Source organism: Desulfomonile tiedjei DSM 6799 (assembly GCF_000266945.1).
GTDB classification, from domain to species: Bacteria; Desulfobacterota; Desulfomonilia; order Desulfomonilales; family Desulfomonilaceae; genus Desulfomonile; species Desulfomonile tiedjei.
In genome coordinates, this window is record NC_018025.1 from 3551868 (window position 1) to 3570086 (window position 18219).

The 18219-nt window shown below is 49.2% G+C and carries 11 protein-coding genes; 6 read left to right on the forward strand and 5 right to left on the reverse strand.

Annotated elements, in window-relative coordinates; genetic code table 11:
* Window positions 1-325: 325 nt before the first annotated feature.
* The gene (locus DESTI_RS28970; protein ID WP_014810822.1) at window positions 326-5104 is read left to right on the forward strand and encodes a PAS domain S-box protein; all 4779 of its coding nucleotides are present in this window, start codon (window positions 326-328) and stop codon (window positions 5102-5104) included.
* Between the two features lie 356 nt (window positions 5105-5460).
* On the opposite strand, the gene DESTI_RS15020 is transcribed toward DESTI_RS28970, so the two are convergent.
* Window positions 5461-6621 (reverse strand): glycosyltransferase family 4 protein, encoded by a 1161-nt coding sequence (locus tag DESTI_RS15020; RefSeq protein WP_014810823.1) that lies wholly within the window; start codon window positions 6619-6621, stop codon window positions 5461-5463.
* A 526-nt stretch (window positions 6622-7147) separates the two neighbouring features.
* Between DESTI_RS15020 and DESTI_RS15030 the strand changes: the two genes are divergently transcribed.
* On the forward strand, window positions 7148-8110 hold the full coding sequence (locus tag DESTI_RS15030; RefSeq protein ID WP_014810825.1) for an NADPH:quinone reductase: 963 nt from the start codon (window positions 7148-7150) through the stop codon (window positions 8108-8110).
* Window positions 8111-8272: 162 nt separating this feature from the next.
* Here the strand turns inward: DESTI_RS15030 and DESTI_RS15035 are convergent, their stop codons facing one another.
* Both DESTI_RS15035 and DESTI_RS15040 read right to left on the reverse strand, forming a co-directional pair.
* Entirely contained in the window at window positions 8273-9073 is an 801-nt protein-coding gene (locus DESTI_RS15035) for a TIM barrel protein (RefSeq protein ID WP_014810826.1), read from the reverse strand.
* A gap of 234 nt (window positions 9074-9307) precedes the next feature.
* Complete coding sequence (locus DESTI_RS15040; RefSeq protein ID WP_014810827.1) at window positions 9308-10219, reverse strand: hypothetical protein; 912 nt, start codon at window positions 10217-10219, stop codon at window positions 9308-9310.
* A 727-nt stretch (window positions 10220-10946) separates the two neighbouring features.
* On the opposite strand from DESTI_RS15040, the gene selB reads away from it, so the two are divergent.
* Window positions 10947-13007 carry a selenocysteine-specific translation elongation factor gene (selB, locus tag DESTI_RS30010; protein WP_014810828.1) on the forward strand — a complete coding sequence of 687 codons (2061 nt, stop codon included), beginning with the start codon at window positions 10947-10949 and terminating at the stop codon, window positions 13005-13007.
* A gap of 265 nt (window positions 13008-13272) precedes the next feature.
* On the opposite strand, the gene DESTI_RS15060 is transcribed toward selB, so the two are convergent.
* Both DESTI_RS15060 and DESTI_RS15065 read right to left on the reverse strand, forming a co-directional pair.
* The gene (locus tag DESTI_RS15060; RefSeq protein ID WP_041287192.1) at window positions 13273-14025 is read right to left on the reverse strand and encodes an acyl-CoA dehydratase activase; all 753 of its coding nucleotides are present in this window, start codon (window positions 14023-14025) and stop codon (window positions 13273-13275) included.
* 106 nt (window positions 14026-14131) lie between these two features.
* A complete protein-coding gene (locus tag DESTI_RS15065; RefSeq protein ID WP_014810830.1) occupies window positions 14132-15439 on the reverse strand; it encodes a double-cubane-cluster-containing anaerobic reductase in 1308 nt (435 codons plus the stop codon).
* A 252-nt stretch (window positions 15440-15691) separates the two neighbouring features.
* Here DESTI_RS15065 and DESTI_RS15070 point away from each other — a divergent pair, with 252 nt between their 5' ends.
* The 3 genes from DESTI_RS15070 (at window position 15692) to DESTI_RS15080 (ending at window position 17656) form a co-directional block, all read left to right on the forward strand.
* Window positions 15692-16339, forward strand: a complete 648-nt coding sequence (locus DESTI_RS15070) for a GNAT family N-acetyltransferase (RefSeq protein ID WP_014810831.1) — start codon at window positions 15692-15694, stop codon at window positions 16337-16339.
* 53 nt (window positions 16340-16392) lie between these two features.
* Entirely contained in the window at window positions 16393-17334 is a 942-nt protein-coding gene (locus tag DESTI_RS15075; RefSeq protein WP_211213683.1) for a hypothetical protein, read from the forward strand.
* A gap of 100 nt (window positions 17335-17434) precedes the next feature.
* The gene (locus DESTI_RS15080) at window positions 17435-17656 is read left to right on the forward strand and encodes a hypothetical protein (protein ID WP_014810833.1); all 222 of its coding nucleotides are present in this window, start codon (window positions 17435-17437) and stop codon (window positions 17654-17656) included.
* The last annotated feature ends 563 nt before the right edge of the window (window positions 17657-18219 follow it).

The window sequence follows — 18219 nt, forward strand, 5'->3', positions numbered from 1 at the left end:
TTGAGAGATCTCTCTTTGGCCGGTCCCGCCAAATCTCCTTCGCTACGAACGGCACGCCCCTACTTCGCTTCGGAGACATGCCGGGACCGGATTTGCTCCCGCCGGTGGGGGGGATTACTTCTTTGAACGCACATTCGTATCAGTCACATGCAAAATCGTTCATTTCATCAATGACTTATCGTTGGGTATTTTTACTTTTCTCGAAAAAACTTTGACTTGTCTCAGCGTATTACGTACTATCAAACACGGGGTGAAGACCCATTTTTTCGAACTGGACCGTCAGGATTATTAAGCTTCGGAGAAGATTTCGCGGAGGGATCGTCACATGGTCAGATCGTTGAGCACGAAGGCATATCTGGCTTTGGCGCTCGGTCTCTTGTTTGTCGTCCTATCGGTTGTCGTGGTGATGCTGGTAAATTCCAGCATGAAACGACTTGCGCTCAACGATGCCGAACATGCGGCCGGCATGCTCCTCGATCACAATCTTGCCATCCACTCTTATTTTTCCCAAGATCTTAAGCCCCGGCTTTTCCATGATTTCAGTGCGCATTTTCCAGAAAATTACTTCGATCCGATCTGGATGTCTTCCACCTATGCCGTCAGAAAAGTTGACAAGTATTTTCATCAATTAAATAAAAACCCCTATTATTATAAAGAATGCGCCATAAATGCCCGGTCTCCTGAAAATGAAGCCGATGATTACGAAAAAGCATTCCTTGCCGATCTCCAGAACGATCCCACACTGATGACGAAAACAGCGATTCGGGTTTTTGACGACAAACCGTTCTTCACCCTCTTACGTCGCGGTGAAGTGATGGAGGAGTCTTGTCTTCGCTGTCATAGTTCCCCGGAAAAGGCGCCCGGAGACATGGTCGCACAATATGGTCCAGAGCGCAGTTTTCACAAGAAGATTGATGAAGTGGCTCAGGCGATCTCCATACGAATTCCGCTTTCGGAGGCTTTTTCGAGTGCTGCAGCATTCTCTTCCAAGCTATCGGGATTATTACTATTGGCCATGGGAAGTGGCGTATTTTTCATGTGGTTAGGTCACAGAAAGCTCATCATAAACCCCTTGTCAGAGATTCAGGAACAGGCGGTACGGATAGCGTCCGAGCACGAACATCTGGGGGACACTATTCCGGAGCCGAAAATCAGGGAACTGCGCGATCTTGTAGCAGCTTTCAACCAGATGTCCAAGGAGCTGCAAAAGACTTACCAGCAGCAAGAACAAACTATTCAAGAGCGCATGGCGGAGCTGACGAGAACAAACTTACGGCTTACTCAAGAAATTATCGAGCGCAAAACTGCTCAAGAAGCACTAAGAAATAGTGAGGAACGCTTTCGGAAGATTTTTGAACAAGGTCCAACTGGTATTGCGATTCTCGATCTGGATTTCAGGTGGGTCTCGGTCAATGCAAAACTCTGTGAAATGGTACAATATACGGAAGAGCAACTTACTGAACTCACCCTTATTGACATTACCCATCCTGACGATACTGAGATTTTTTTCCGAGAGAACAAGAAATTATTATCAGGTGAAATTACATGCAACAAAATGGCAAAACGCTGCATAAGGAAAGATGGGAAAATTCTATGGATTAACCTGACTGAGTCAATTCTTCGTGACGACCAAGGAAAGCCGCTCTACTTCTTGATCATGCTGGAAGACATCTCACACCGCAAAATGGTGGAAGAAGCATTGATCGAAAGCGAAGAAAAGTATCGTCGCTTACATGAAACACTCATAGATGCTTTCGTTTGTGTTGACATGAAAGGCCGCATTCTGGAAACGAATCAAGCGTACCAGAACATGCTGGGCTACTCTGAGGAGGAACTCTGCACACTCAATAATATAGACCTTACTCCTTCCAAATGGCACGCTTTCGAAGCGAATATAGTTCAAGAACAAATCCTGGTGAAGGGATATTCAGATGTTTATGAAAAGGAGTATCGCAAGAAAGACGGCACCGTTTTTCCTATTGAGTTGCGGAGATTCCTGATTCGAGACGACCTGGGTCATCCTTTAGCCATGTGGGCTATTGTTCGCGATATCACCGAACGAAAATTGGCTGAGAAAGCATTACGCGAAAGCGAAGGACGCTATCGCTCTCTTTTTGAAAACATGCTCGAAGGTTTTGCCTATTGCCGAATGCTATTCGAGAATGAAAAGCCCCAAGATTTTGTATATCTCGACGTAAACGATGCATTCGAAAAATTGACCGGTTTGAAAGATGTGATTGGGAAAAAAGTTAGCGAAGTCATTCCGGGAATCTGTGAATCTAATCCTGAATTGTTTGAAATTTATGGCAGAGTCTCTCTCACGGCTACTCCTGAGAAATTCGAAACATATGTGGATGCTCTGGGAATCTGGTTTTCCATTTCTGTATACAGTACAGAAAAAGGTACATTTGTCGCTGTCTTTGACAATATTACCGAGCGAAAACAGGCGGAGGCTGCATTAAAGGAAAGCGAAGAGCATAATCGTTTCCTAGCGGAGGTCATCGAGTTTTCCTCGCAACCGTTTGCATCCGGGAACTCCGATGGTAGCCTGGTATTCTTCAACCGGGCCTATTACGATTTGATCGGATACAGTAGAGAGGAAGCGTGTCGCATCGACTGGATCGAAGACGTCACTCCACCGGAGTACCGGGACATGGAGTATAGTAAGCTTGCACATCTTGCTGAAACAGGTGAGCCTGTTCGATACGAAAAGGAGTACATACGTAAGGACGGCAGCCGTATTCCGGTAGAATTACTGGCTCACGTCACAAAAGATTGTAATGCAAAGCGTCCCCAATTCTATGCTTTCATCACGGATCTCAGCGGACACAAAGCTGTCGAGAATGCACTTCGTACCAGTGAAGCACAATTGTCCAATGCACTGGCAATGGCTCAACTCGGGCACTGGGAATACGACTTCGCTACCGATTTGTTCACGTTCAATGACAATTTTTACCGGCTATTTCGCACCACAGCCGATCAAGTCGGTGGATATACAATGTCCTCAGCCGAATACGTACGTCGCTTTGTCCATCCCGACGATTCACATGTGATTGCTGACGAAATACGAAAGTGCGCAGAAATCTGTGATTTCAGCCCGGACGATCTGGAGCATCGCACTATCTTCGCTAACGGAGAAATCGGCTATATTGTCGTTCGATGCTTTGTGACCAGAGACAATAATGGCAGAGCTGTCAAAACATATGGCGTGAGTCAAGACGTAACAGAGCGAAAGAAAGCACAAGAGAGCATCGAGCGAGAGAAAAACAGGCTCAAGGTGATTCTCGATGTTTTCAATGACGGCGTGTACATCGTCAACGCTCAACGCACTATTGAATACGTTAATCCGGTAATCGAATCCACTTTCGGTCTTGTTAACGGCAAAAAGTGTCACGAGTACATTCATCAATCTCCTAAACCGTGCCCATCTTGCTGGACTCCGGAAATTTTGGCGGGTCAATCAGCGAAGAGAGAACTTCACGTAGAAAGAATCGGAAAAACATTCGAAGTCTTTGAGACCCCTATCAAGAATGACGACGGCTCTGTCTTGAAACTGGTGTTTTTCCACGATATAACAGACCGCAAGCGAGCGGAGGAAGATCGGGTCCGCCTGGTTACAGCAATTGAGCAGGCTGCGGAAACGGTTGTCATGACTGATACCAAAGGAACAATTCTCTATGTGAACCCTGCTTTTGAACGGACCACGGGATATTCAAGCCTCGAAGCAATAGGGAATAATCCTCGCATACTCAAAAGCGGTCAACATGACGCACCCTTCTATGAGAACTTGTGGAAAACGATTTCCAGTGGCGCCGTATGGAGCGGCCATTTCATAACCAAGAAGAAAGACGGCACCTTATTCGAGGAAGAGGCGACTATTTCACCGGTAAAGGATGATTCCGGCAAGATTGTCAACTACGTCGCGGTTAAAAGAGACGTTACGACGGAAGTCTCACTGCAGAAACAGCTTCTGCAAGCTCAAAAAATGGAAGCTATTGGAACTCTGGCAGGAGGCATTGCACACGATTTCAACAACCTGCTTCAGGTAATCTTGGGTTATTCTGAATTGTTACTGCAAGATAAGAGAGAACAGGAACCCGATTATTCGGATCTGAAGAAGATCTTCCAATCAGCCCAGAACGGCGCCGAATTGGTCCGGAGACTGCTCACGTTCAGCAGAAAAGTGGAGCCACAGTTCGCTGTCATGAATCTGAACAGACAGATCATGCAAATTGATAGGCTTCTCCAAAGAACCATTCCCAAGATGATCTGCATCAATCTTCAGTTATCTAATGATATCAACGAAATCTATGCCGATGCGACACAAATGGAACAGATTCTCATGAATCTAGCCGTTAATGCCCGAGATGCCATGCCGGACGGAGGAAAGCTCACCATTACCACAACCAACATCACACTCGATGATGAATACTGTAAGTCTTATACTTCAGCTGTTCCCGGAGATTATGTTTTACTGACAGTTGCGGATACCGGCCACGGAATGGATAAGAAAACCATCGAACACATGTTCGAACCGTTTTATACTACGAAAGAGCTTGGACGCGGAACAGGCCTGGGACTTGCAATAGTGTACGGAATAGTGAGTCAACATGGCGGGCACATAACCTGTTACAGCGAAGTGGGAAGAGGTACGGAGTTCAAAGTCTATCTTCCGGCAATACCTGCGGAAATCCAGCCTAGCACGGAATTGTCGGGAGAAATGCCCGCCTTTGGAACTGAGACCGTTTTGTTGGTGGATGATGAAGAATTCGTGCGTGAACTAGGAGATCGCATTCTGAGCAAGAATGGCTACAAAGTGCTCACGGCCGCCAACGGAATGGAAGCCTTGAAGGCTTACTCTCAACACAAGGATGCCATAGCCATGATCATTCTCGATCTTGTCATGCCGACAATGGGAGGCAAAGATTGTCTCCACGAGCTGCGCAAGATCGATCCGCGAGTAAAGGTTCTGGTTGCGAGTGGTTATTCTGCTGATGCAACTGTACAGGAGGTTCTCGATCTCGGTGTAAAAGGATTCGTCTCCAAGCCGTTTCGGTTCAAGGATCTCTTGAGACAGGTGCGCAAGGCGTTAGACGAACCTTGACAAGATGATAAAAGAGCCGAGCCCTTTCTCCTACAAGAATTGCACCACAATGTCAGGACGCTGCGTATGTCGGCTGATTTAGCCGATGCTTTTCTAGCAAGTGTATAAAATAGCGTCCGATGCGAAAAGTACTGCTTGACAATTGGTGGGTGCCGTGCCTCCGTGCCGTCACGTTTTTCAAATACAAATCAACCAGTTCGGGGCGGCAGAGACACCGGCACCTACCGTCCTTCAAAAGAACGTTGTGATCAAAACGTCAGAAATTATGTCAACTACTACAATTCGGGCCTCGGCTAGCGGCACACCCTATAGAAAAAAAGGCGATAATGAAATTGGCACCTGTGAGCAGTCCGTATCTAATTGGTTGAAAAGTGGCTGTAGAGTGCCATGAGTTTCTTTTCTTCAGTATCCCAATTGTACAGCTTCTCGAAAGCTGTTCGCCCATTCTTTCCCATCTCGAGACATAACTCCCGGTGGTGAACCAAAAAGGCTATCTTCTCTGCGAAAGAATGAGGATCGTCGGGAGTGGCTAACAGACCCGCTTTGGATTCATCAACATACCTTCTGATGGGCGGTAAGTCGCTTCCGATAATGGGAAGTCCGCACGCCATATAGTCAAACATTTTGGTGGGGATATTCTTGTAAAATTTGGGCACCGGCTGCAACGGCACGAGTCCGATATCCGAAGCCATCAGCCAAGGCCCGATCTCTGCTTGAGACAATACTCCGGACCAGGTAACCCTGTCCGTAAGGACGCTGTCTTTTTCTACCACACGCAAGAATTGGGAACAGTCCTCTTCCGAATCGAACCACCCCGCAAGCCTGAGGCGAACGTCAATCCCCTTCTCACTCAGAAGAATTCGCATGATGTCGAGCATAAGCAGATAACCGCGATCTTCATTAAGGTCGCCGATATAGACAAGAGACAGAGGTCCATTATGAAGCGTACTCTCTTTTTTTTGGCTGTTACAAAAATCTATTCTGGGATAATTGTAAAGAGTCAAAACATGAGCATGTATCTTGCGGAATCTCTCCGACACCGCTTCATCAGCGGTGATAATCGCGCTGAACAATGGGGCGACAGTGCGCTCGATCCAGTCAAATAAACGTGCAACGATCTCGCGTGCCCATGGGGGAAGCCATTTCCTGATCCGTATTGTGTCCGGATAATGTTCGTGTACATCGTAGATTACTGTTTTACGTGTTATCAGCCTTAATAGAAGACCTATAGGGATCAGATCGGGATCGTGAAAGTGATAAACATCAGCTCTCTCTTTAAGAGCTAACATCAGAAGACGCCACAGGGAAAAGAGTCGATGAAATCTGGATGCCGGCTTGGGGAGGGACTTTACTTCTATTCCCTGAATGGGCCCGTCCGTTCCATCGTGAGGAATAATGAGGGTTACATGAAAGCCGTTCTTGACGAGCGATGCCGCTTCACGGTGAAAAATGCGAGCATCGAAGACGGGATGAACAGAACTGAGAAAACAGATTTTGATAGTCGAGTGAGATAACATCCTAACAAACCTTATCAATTAAAGTGCGAGTTGCCCACTTCATCGGGCACATACTACTAATCGCAAAAGAGTCTGAAGCAATGCCCCTATTATTTACCTTTACAGGATGTCCTCTGATACCCCCCTCTGTCAAGCCCAAAAGTCTTGTCCTTGTGATCGGAGAAAACTATGTAACCGAGCATTCTCACTCATTTTAACAGAATATCGACAAATATCGTACAGAAATATATTCCGAGTGAAATATTCTGTGTACGGACTGCACACCGATTCATCACACTCTTGTGACTTTTCGGGGGGCGTGTGGAAGATGGCCCCAGTTTCGCTTGACCGACACTGAGGAGATAGATACCTTCCGGGAATGCCTCAAATTCACAGTTCTCCCAGAGCCGCTCCTCGAAGAATGGCATAAACGATTCCACCGCGATACTATAGAAATATGATCAGAGCCGAAGCATGTGCGATTGTTCGCGATTGTCCTTTGCGATATGTGGAGAGCGGATGCCCGGCATAGAATCTGGGGGGAGATATGAAAGCAATCAGAGTTCACGAGTTCGGCGGCCCGGAAGTCATGCGCCTGGAAGAAGTAACGGATCTTACACCAGGTCCGGACCAACTGCTGATTCGAATAAAAGCAGTAGGAGTAAACCCGGTCGATACGTATGTACGATCAGGACAATATGCCAATCTGTCTCCATTACCTTACACTCCTGGAACGGATGCGGCTGGAATCATCGAATCAATCGGCAAAGAAGTACCACGTTTTGCTGTCGGCGACAGGGTCTATGTCGCTGGCACCGTTACGGGAGCATACGCTGAACAGGCACTTTGCCTCAAATCGCAGGTGCACATGCTGCCCGAGGGGGTCTCTTATTCCCAGGGTGCAGCAATAGGCATTCCGTACGGGATCGCTTATCGAGCTCTGTTCAATCGAGCGGTTGCAAAGCCCGGAGAAATCGTTCTGGTGCATGGCGCTACGGGGGGAGTAGGGTTGGCAGCGCTCCAGTTGGCAAGAAATGCGGGAATGATCGTCATCGGAACCGGAGGCTCGGATGAAGGACGACAACTGGTTCTCCAACACGGAGCACATCACGTGATAGATCACCATGCCGCGGACCACTTTAAGCACATCATGGATATAACCGAGGGGCGCGGCGTTGACGTGATCCTTGAGATGCTCGCCAACGTAAATCTGGGGAATGACTTGAAGGTGTTGAGCCGAGGAGGTCGTGTCGTGGTAATAGGCTCTCGAGGAACAGTGGAGATTGATCCTCGTGACGCCATGTCTCGCGATGCTGCAATCCTTGGGGTCCTGATCTTCAATGCTTCGGATCAGGAACTCACCAGCATTCATGCAGCGTTGGGAGCCGGATTGCGGAATAATACAATCCGACCGTTCATAGGTGCGGAAATCCCGCTGGCAGAAGCTCCTCGAGCCCATGAGAAAGTCATGGAGTCTCGCACGTACGGAAAAGTGGTTCTGGTTACATAAATTCCGTTATTGGGCCCAACAAAGAGGGAAGAGATTCCTTTATGTATGTGACAAAATATTAGGAGCCTTTACGGAGGATTCCCGAGGAACCCTTTCGCGCCAAGAAAGATTCCCGCGAAATTCTCTCCAATCACCGCCTCTGTGGTCTCCGATTCTTCTGGTTCAGCTTGCTGCGCTTGCGGCATGTGAATACAGAAATGCTTTTACACAATCGAGAGTCTGCAAGAGAGAATTCTCCTCTCGTAATTCCAGAACCCACCAGTCGCAGAGAGGCAGTCTTTGGAGCAGAAGCAGCCTGTCTTCGAGATCGGAGTCGTTGCTCGGAGGAATGTGACCGGTTGCAGTTTCTTTATGATAGATGTGAGCACTGAGGATTCGTTCAGGATGAGGTAGCGCAAAGTCCTGGACATCGTACACTTGACTTCGCACGGACGGACACACCTGCGCGTGTCCGATATCGAGTGTTCCCCAGCAGTTCGTCTTCCGGATCAATTTTTCGTACAGTTCCGGTCTGGCTGTCCAACCCCAGGCAAGATTTTCAAGACAAAGACGAATACCCGCGGCCCGAGCCTTTACTCTTAAATCGCTTAAGCCGCTGATAGTCCTTTCCCAGGAGACGTCTTCCATGGATTCTCTGCCGAGACCGACATGGAGTGTCGCAAAACGGCCGGCCAGCTTGGAAATCAATGCAAGTGCAGCGGAAAAAACATTGGCAGCCGACAGCGACTTTTCGACGTCAGAATCGCCAACTTCGTTGTCCGGAAAGAACAGATGAAATCGTACTTCCAGAGGCGCAAGTTTCGAAATTGCATGAATGAATCGCTCCTCTTCCTGACGATTTCTCGGCATGTCTTCAAGCCGCAAGGTCCAGTCGATTCCATGAAAACCATGATCAAGAGCGAATGATCTCAGGTGGACTACGTTCGGAAGGAAGTTAGGACACGCCAGTTTTGGACCGTTCATCAATGAACTCTCCTGCAAATACGTTGGCTTGCATATTACATCGTCACCCCCGATATGTCAAATAGAAGTTAACAATATGCGTTTGTTGAAATATGAGGGGCTGAGTTTCGGTCCCTGAGAGAGGACGACGGGCATGCTGCCCTTGCAACACCAAGGAGGCGGACGAAATGTCTGATTCATTCTGTCCCCTCTTAACTAATCGGCATCCATAGCAATTTTTTCCGGGTGAGGTCATCACCGTTCCAGGAGATCGCGTAAACGATTAGAAGACTCAATCAAAGGGTCTTCAGGCCACACTTTCACGTGTTTCAACATTCTCCAGATAATCTGATTGTCAGAAACATGCTCGCCGGGCTGATCAATACCTTGAGGAGGCCAGTCGAGAAATTTCGGGTCTCCGGACGTGCCTTCATCTTGGAGGTTGCGAAGCCGTACGAAAATACGGTCTGTGAACCCGTTCTTTCCGTTGGCATAAAATGTAACTTCTCCCTTTCCGAAGGACACCAAAGCCGACGACGGATCGAACGTTATATCCGGTTTTGAACGTTCATAGCGCTCTGCGAACGTGACGTCGATTACACCTCGAGGAAAAGGGCAACTATAGCGCACATGGAGAGCAAGCCAATGCTTTGACTCCGCGGCAATCTTGCATTTTAGCCAGTTGCCTTGAGACAGAAAAGCAGGGAATTGCATCGGCTCAGATAAGTCGTTTCTTATTGTGTAATTGTGCCGAAATTCGATGGAGCTCCACCTAGTGAACTCCCAGGCGCGTGCTGAGAGTGGTATGCCGAGCACTGCCAGCATCGCACCCGCAACTTTTCCGAGGAACGCTCGGCGGTGCTCACCGGGGACGCTGACATTTTCGATGATTTGTTGGATTTGAGTCTTCGGAATAGCATTGAGCAAGACGGTTTCAGTGTTGGACAATTCAAGCTCAATCTCGACGGCAGCCCCTGAACGCTTTGCAAGCAGGACGGAGCGGAATTCGGGATCGACAGAGGCTTTCTTTATGAGCACTTCAATACCGCGCGGAATGCCCTTGAATAATTCACTCTTTGTTACTGATCGTTCGTCTACGATGGTCGGATCGATTTGAGTGCCCCCAGGAAAATTCCGGTCAGTATCCCGGGAAGAAGAATCCGCCATGGTGGATCTCCTTTTCACAAGGCCGGAAAAGCCTCTCACACATAAACGATCGGAGAAAGAATCATTCTCCTCTTACCACGATATCTTGCAGTACGTGCAGGGGTCAAGGTAATTCCATAAGCCGGCAAAATCACAGAGTCGAACCTTACTCAAGGCAGTCTTCCTACGGATTGGTGATTACATGTCCCTCCAAATTCTTCCACATCATCATCGGTATATTTGATTTGACATATCGGTCTTCCCTTGGTATAGATATTTATGACTTCTTATCACTTGACAGGAGTTCATCCGTGTACCGTTCTTTCGGCTTTACCTGAAGTAGCTCGAATCAAGCGACCCGTGTTTGGTTGGCTCTGAGCTAGGCCGAAAGACTCCCGTCCCCTGCCGCTTTCCCAAATATCAATCGAGGACCTCTTTCAGGCAAGCTCATCGACCTTCTTGATACTGATCGGCAAGCAAAGAAGTAGATCTGGGAGACTCTTTTGAAAGAAACGTTTCCTGAAATCCTTCCGAGACCTTGTAGAATTCCTCTGAATCGCCGTTCTTGCGATGCAAAACCGATGATTCAGAAGAAATGTTAAAAGTTTTTGGAAGGGTTTGGGGAACCTTTTTACAAAAAGGTTCCCCAGCTCTTACTCCTTTCTTACGGGGGCAATGGTGCTGGGCGCCCCGCGGGCTGCAAACCCGTTGGCCCGGTCTCGTAAACCGGGAGGAGGTTCGATTCCCCTTGCCCCCTCCAAAGAATGGACCTGTTCTCAAGCGGACATTACCGGCTAGCAAAGATCTCTCTGACTCTCTGACAGACAAGTCTTCCGGAGAGCTTCTCAAGGATAGCGAAACAGCCATGAATACATTTCTTACCGCAGGTGTTGCAGGACATGTCGATCACGGCAAGACCAGCCTTGTGCGGTTTCTGACCGGAATCGATACGGATCGTCTGAAAGAGGAAAAGCGACGGGGTCTTTCGATTGAACCCAGCGTTGCTCCTCTGAAGCTTCCGTCAGGCAACCGGATCGCTTTGATGGACGTACCGGGTCATAGCGATTTCCTGAAGAATACTATTCGGGGATTGAGCGCTGTGGATATGGCCATTTTGGTGGTGGCAGCGGATGATGGAGTCATGCCGCAGACCAGGGATCACTTGGCGGTGTTGAATTTCGTGAATGCAAAAGGCGGCTTCATTGTGCTCAGTAAGGCAGATCTGGTCGATCGCGAGACCGTAGAACTCGCTGAAATGGAAATCCGGGACATTATACAGGGCTCTTTTTTGGAGAATAAACCGGTAATTCCCTTCTCTGCCTTGGAAGGCAGCGGTCTGGAAGAAGTCTTGATGGCCACGGAAGACGAAGCCGAGCAGGTGCATGGCAAGGCGATTCAAGCTCCATTTCGCCTCTGGATCGATCAGGTCCGGAGTTTCCCCGGTTTCGGAACTGTGGCAAGCGGCACCGTGATGTCAGGGAGTATCACGCGGGATAATACCGTTGAGCTGTTGCCTTCGGGCAAGCAGGCGAAGGTGCGGTTTATTGAAGTTCATCATGAGCGGGTAGACCGGGCAGTGGCCGGACAACGGGTCGGTCTCAATCTGCAAGGCATCCCTCTTGAGGATCTCAAACTGGGAACGGTACTTGCCGCCCCGGGGGTTCTCACCCCTGCAAGCCTGTTCAATGCAGAGTTATCCCTCCTTCCAGGAACTCGGCGTCCGATCATGAATCGTCAGAGGGTCAAATTATATATCGGCACGTACTGTACAACGGCTCGCCTGGTGATGATGGGTCACGAGCGGCTTCATCCGGGAGAAACGGGATTGGTACAACTGAGGCTCAGTGAACCGTTAGCTGTTCTCCCGAGAGACCCCTTTGTAATCTCACCGATGAATCTGCATGCGGTTATTGGAGGCGGCAGGATTCTCGAGACACCAAAGGAGAAGTTCCGATCTGGGAATTCGGAAAAAACCATGACCTATTTGCACCTCTTGCAGGAAGACAATGTGAAAAGCATTGTCAACCTGTACCTTGCCAAGTTCTCCAGCCGCCCGGTAACAGCGGATGAGATTGTGGTAGCGACAGGTTTGGAGCTCGAACGTATCCAGGCAGAGATCAACGCAAGAATGAAGTTAGGAAAACTGCTTCACCTGAACGGACGGGGATACTTCGATAAGAGTCATTACGAGCTTCTGAAAAGACGCCTCGTGGATGTCACGAAGAATATCCTCTCAAAGGATGCCTTTAAGCCCACGGCAAGCGCAGACGAAATCCGGTTTCGCCTGGACCCGAATCTGAATATTGCGATATTTGACCGAATGATCGGGGATCTGTGCAAAGACGGGAAGCTCACAAGAACTGAAAAAGGGTATAAAGTCACCAACTTTGTGGTCAAGCTCCCTTTGTCCAGAGAAAGACTCATAGAGCGGCTCATCGATTTTGCCGCAAAACAGGGCTATTGGACTTTTTCTGCAGGAACATATTGGAAGCGTCACGGAGAAGGCATTGCTCATAGGGACGTGGAGAAAGTCCTCGATCATCTCCATGCTCAGAAGAAGCTCGTTCGACTCAATGACGGCCGTTTCTTAACCGTTGAAGCATTACATGACATCAAAGAACACGTGAGAACCCTGATCCTGCAGAAAGGGAACCTGACCATTGAAGATGGTAAGAGAATCCTGGGGTACGGAAGAAACAGAGCCGTGCCGGTGCTCGATTATCTGGACACGATCGGATATACGAAGCGGAATGGCGATAAACGAGTGCTCAATCGGGAAGTCACTCATGGTGTGAGCATGATGTTATAAGCACTTGACACAAGTTCTGACCTTTTGAACGCATAGTTTATCAAAAGATCGGTATGCTCGGCGTCGGGCCGAACTGGTTGATTTGTACTTAAAAAATGTGCCGGCACGGAGGCACGGCACCCACCAATTTTCGAGAGACTGCTGCTAGACAACCTGAATCGAGAGAGCAGTCGTTCACCGGCCACTCACTATTCTGCGCTCAGAAAAATCGTTGCGATCTCGACGTAGAAATCCGGTCTTGCCTTGCAACCGACTTTGAATTCGTTCATCTCTGAGCCGCATAAAGTGCAGCTCCGAGTGCTCCTACCATGTCAGGTTCGGATGCCACTAGTATCCCCGATCTGGTTTCCCGTTCGATGAGTTCTCTTATGCAGGGATTCAGGGCAACCCCTCCGGAAAAGACCAGAGGACCGTCCACGGAAACCCTCCTTAACATGGAGAGTGAGCGTTTGACTACTGAGTGGTGAAGAGCAAGGGCTATATCTTGAGGTCTATGTCCTCGTGCCATCAAGGATGTTGCCTCCGACTCGGCAAAAACCGTGCACATGCTGTTAATGGAAAGCCCGAGTGTCCCCTCCAATGCAAAATCTCCAAACTCTTCGATAGGGATTTGGAAGCTTGTAGCCATGAATTCGAGGAACTTGCCCGTTCCTGCCGCACAACGGTCGTTCATCTCGAATTTTGCCACCCGTCCGGCCGAATCCAGCGAGATCGCTTTCGTATCCTGTCCGCCGATATCCAGGACGGAACGGCCCGCGGGAAAGAGGTGTTTCGCGCCAAGAGCATGTGCGAAGATCTCCGTAATGCTCTCGGCCTTCACATGGTCTTTGAAGAGCTTTCTCCCGTAACCTGTAGTGACGGTATGTTCGGCGGAAAAGCCGTTCAGAATCTTATGGCATTGTTCCAAGGGTGTGAACGTAGTCTCTGCTTTTCTGAATGCCAGGATCCGTTTTGAGTCCGGATCCAGGAAAACAACTTTGATTGTCCGGGACCCTACATCTATGCCGCATACCGCCATATTACTCACCATGCCCAATTCGCAATTTTTCTTGATCACTCGATCTTGAAAGTCACAGAGAGAGTTCCAAGAAAGTTCCTCCTTCTGTGACGCAATCATTATCAGTTTATGAACATCGACAGGTGCTGCAGCCGGCCATTTTTATCCTCTCGCTAAATGCTTCAACACGTGTCTTGATCTGTTCCACATCTTCCATGCTGTAGTCGGTATCGATTCTCAAGGTCGGTATTCCTGCCTCTTCAAGAGCTTTCTCCACCGGTAGCGATTCAATCTGATACGGCTGGCAGAACTGCAGGCCGTAATGGATAACTCCATCTGCCTTATAATCGTTGAACATCTGCTTGACGTGATTGAGTCGATCCGAATTCGGAGTGAAGATAGCGCAGTCCACTTTGAAATATCTGTCCACTATGGACTCCATCAGCTCATCAACAGTGCTGCCTGAGGCATCAGTCTGATTGCGTGTGCCCCGCTCTCCTACACACGATTCTTCTCCCACGATTACTGCTCCCGATGATTCAATAACCCACGGAAGCTTCCAGTTAGGCACGGCCATGGGGCAACCGGACAACAGAATGCGAGGCGCTCCTTTTTTATCGAGGCCTTTCCCTTCGCGAATTCTCCCCTCAAGCTCATCACAGAGCTTGTTGACTGAATCCGTGAACCGAATGGGATCGTCATAGAAAAATACCTGGTTGATCAAGAGCGCATCCAAGCCGGAAATGGGCAGAGGATCGGCTTTCCTCAATTGGGAAAGGCGATGAACAGCTTTGCGCTTGTTATTCACTATCTCAATGCCTTTCTTGAGACGATCGGCATCTATGGTTACCCCGGTAAGCTCTTCCACGGTCTTCTTGAATTTGTCGTATTCGGCCCTCAAAACAGATCTGCCTTCGTTCGATTTGGTCTGAGGCAAGTCCATCACGTAGAGGTTTGGAACCAGGGCGTCCAACACCTCATAAGACTTCTTCTTGCCGTCACAGGTATTTTCTCCCACGATCATATCGGACGACTCGATATAAGGGCATACCTTGCCGAGCTTGAACCCGAATGCGGACTTAATGAGAGAGCATGTATTGCGGGGAAGCAGCTTTTCCACTTCTTCCGTGGCGAAATCCGCGCCTGTGCACAATCCCACGAGGGTGGCATCAGCAGCTCTGATGATTTCTTCGGGCACGAAAACACAGAAAGAGCCGATAACCTTGTGCCCTTCTTTCTTGCCATCGACAAGCTCTTTGACTCGCAAGCCATGGACCTCGCTCATGACGAAGTTGAAGTAATCCATCCCTTGCGGTCGATCGGTTTGGCTCAAGAAGATGTCCTGATAACCTTTTCCCAGCACCTGGAGAAGAGCGTCATGCGATGCCAAATCCAATCCGAGATCTTTCCACATCTGCTCGTACGTGGCAGCCATAGTGCCTCCTTTTCTGTCAGCCGGAATAACCCCGCGAAGCGGCGTTTATTATAATTACCTATACTTTCAATCGGCATAGTCTATCGTCATGGCGCTGCCGTTGTCAAGCCCGTACGGAGCAATGAATGCATCGAGAATGACAGGACGCTGACCTCATTGAATGCTTGGGATGACCACATTTTCATAGACAAGAAATGCGCAGTTGGGTTACGTCAACAGATGGTACGCTTAAATCCGGTACGGAGGAGAAGAATGAAGCTTCCGGCTGACAACGACGGTTTTACCTACTCGCATCTCGACGAGAAGGATCTGGAAGACGTGGCGGAAACGATGTCATTGTCTTTTACGGACGGTTCGGAACCGACAGCGCGTGCTCTGGGGCTTGCAAAAGAGGATTTCAAACAATTCTCGGATGCCGTGTTGCCCAAATTACTTTGCCAGGATCTTTCTTTTGTCGCTCGGGATTCGCAATCCGGTGAAATCGCAGGCACCCTATTGAACGAAAAGATGTCGCTTGACTTGCCGGTGAGCCCGATTCAGTTTCCATGGTCAGCTCCTGTGATTGCACTCGCTGCTCATCTTTATAATATCTATTATCAGAGAATTGCGCAGAGCCCGCCTGACTCGCTGCACATATTTATGCTTGCAATCCAAGGACCTTTTCGCGGAAAAGGAATTGGTCACCAGCTTTTGAAACTGTCTCTGGAGCACGCTCGTAGCTGGGGATACAGTCGGGCGGTCGTGGAAGCCACGGGACTCGTATCGCAGCATATCTTTCGGAAAGCCGGATTCTTTCCTTGCGTGGAAGTGCCCTATGCGAGGTTTGAATGCGATGGAAAGAGGCCCTTTGCAAACACAGGAGAGCATCCCAGCATCATGTTAATGGACATGGACCTTTGATTAAGGATTGTCGAACCCTCAAGCCAGGCCCGAAAACTTTCCCAGGATTGGTCGTGCATGCCGATTGGAGTTCAGCTCCTGCCAAACGATGGATGACCGTTGCGGAGCTTGAAGGGTCAAGCTACCTCGTGAACACCCCTGAACCGGCCGGAGATGTGCATACATTTCTTCCTCGGCTTCTCTCACGTGCAGAAGGCGCCAAGATTGTAGTCGGCTTTGATTTTCCCATCGGATTACCCATGGCCTATGCTGAGAAGGCTGGCATAACAGATTTCGTCCGGGCGCTTCTGCAATTCGGCACTGGAGTATGGAGTCGTTTCTACGATCCGGCCGAGACTGCATCGGACATCAGCATATACAGGCCGTTCTATCCAGCCCGTCCCGGCGGTACGACGCATGCGCACCTGGTCCAGGGTTTGGGAGTCGCCACTATAAACGATCTCCGGAGAGTATGCGAACGGTCACAACCGGGTCGGAATGCGGCATGTCCGCTCTTCTGGACTCTGGGAGCTAACCAAGTCGGTCGAGCTGCTATCATCGGGTGGCGCGATGTCCTTGCACCTGCAATTCGTGATGGGCGAGACGTTGCCCTCTGGCCTTTTCAAGGCAGTCTGCAGCAGCTCATTGAAGATCATGACTGCGTGGTGGCAGAGACGTATCCCGCAGAAGCATGCCTGCATGTAGGGTTCACTCCTCCGGGAAGAGGTTGGAGCAAGCGACTTCAGGAGCATCGAAAGAATAAAGCGACGTTTGTGCTGGACTGGCTGAGCAGGCGTCCGGTCCGGTTCACCACGGAACTCTTGAATCAGGTAGTGGATGGGTTCGGATCGACTCCGAATGGGGAGGATCGATTCGATTCCTTTATGGGGCTACTCTCTGTAATAGAGGTTACAGCGGGTGGACGTTCGGAAGGTGCTCCCGACGATCCGGTCATGCGACAGATAGAAGGCTGGATATTGGGGCAGGACGGCTCCGCTAATACGCTGGTTTGGTGACGCAACAGCTTGTTACCATGCAAAGCGTAGATGAAACACTGCAAAACTTCCCTCGACAGTGTCTCAGGAAAGCATATAATATGGTCATGGAGGCACACTGATGATCCGAACCGTTGAAGCCACAATTGACGAACAGGGAAATGTCACACTCCTGGAGCCCGTGCAATTGACCTCCGTACGACGTGCACTTGTGACCATACTTGAAGACGAACCCGCTGTAGCAGCAAATGAAACATCTATTCTGAGCGAACCGGCCCTTGCCAAGGATTGGAATCGGCCGGAGGAGGATGCTGCGTGGCAACACCTTCAGCCGGAGCGGTAGTACTTGTCTCTTTTCCGTTCTCCGATCTGTCAAGGAGTATCCATTTGTATGAAAAGAAGGGGCATCTATATAGATATCAGCTACTTGTTTGACTAAGTTTACATAATATCCCCTGCGATTGTAAGCTACTCTTTTCATTGCTGGTTGTGGCCGCTCTGGCCATGGATGTTCAGTTATTCGTGGGTAAAATCCCCCCTACCCCCCTTTATGAAAGGGGGGTAAAGAAGCAACGTGCAATTCCCTCCTTAGTAAAGGGGGTTAGTGGCATAGGCGTCAAAATAAGAATCAGGCATAGGATGTGATGACCACAGCGAACCGCATCGTTTTTGCCAAGGTGTCTGAATGACTGTCATTGCGAGGAGCGCAGCGACGTGGCAATCGCCTGGGATCAGGCGCTTAATTTCAGGCGGTTGTTTCGCTCGCAATGACATGCTCAATGAAAGGAATTCATATAGCGAACAATCTTCATATATGTAGCCATAATATTGAGAGTTTTTGGGGAGGGGTCCGGGGAACCCTTTTTTGCAAAAAAGGGTTCCCCGGAAATTCTTCCCAATAATCGC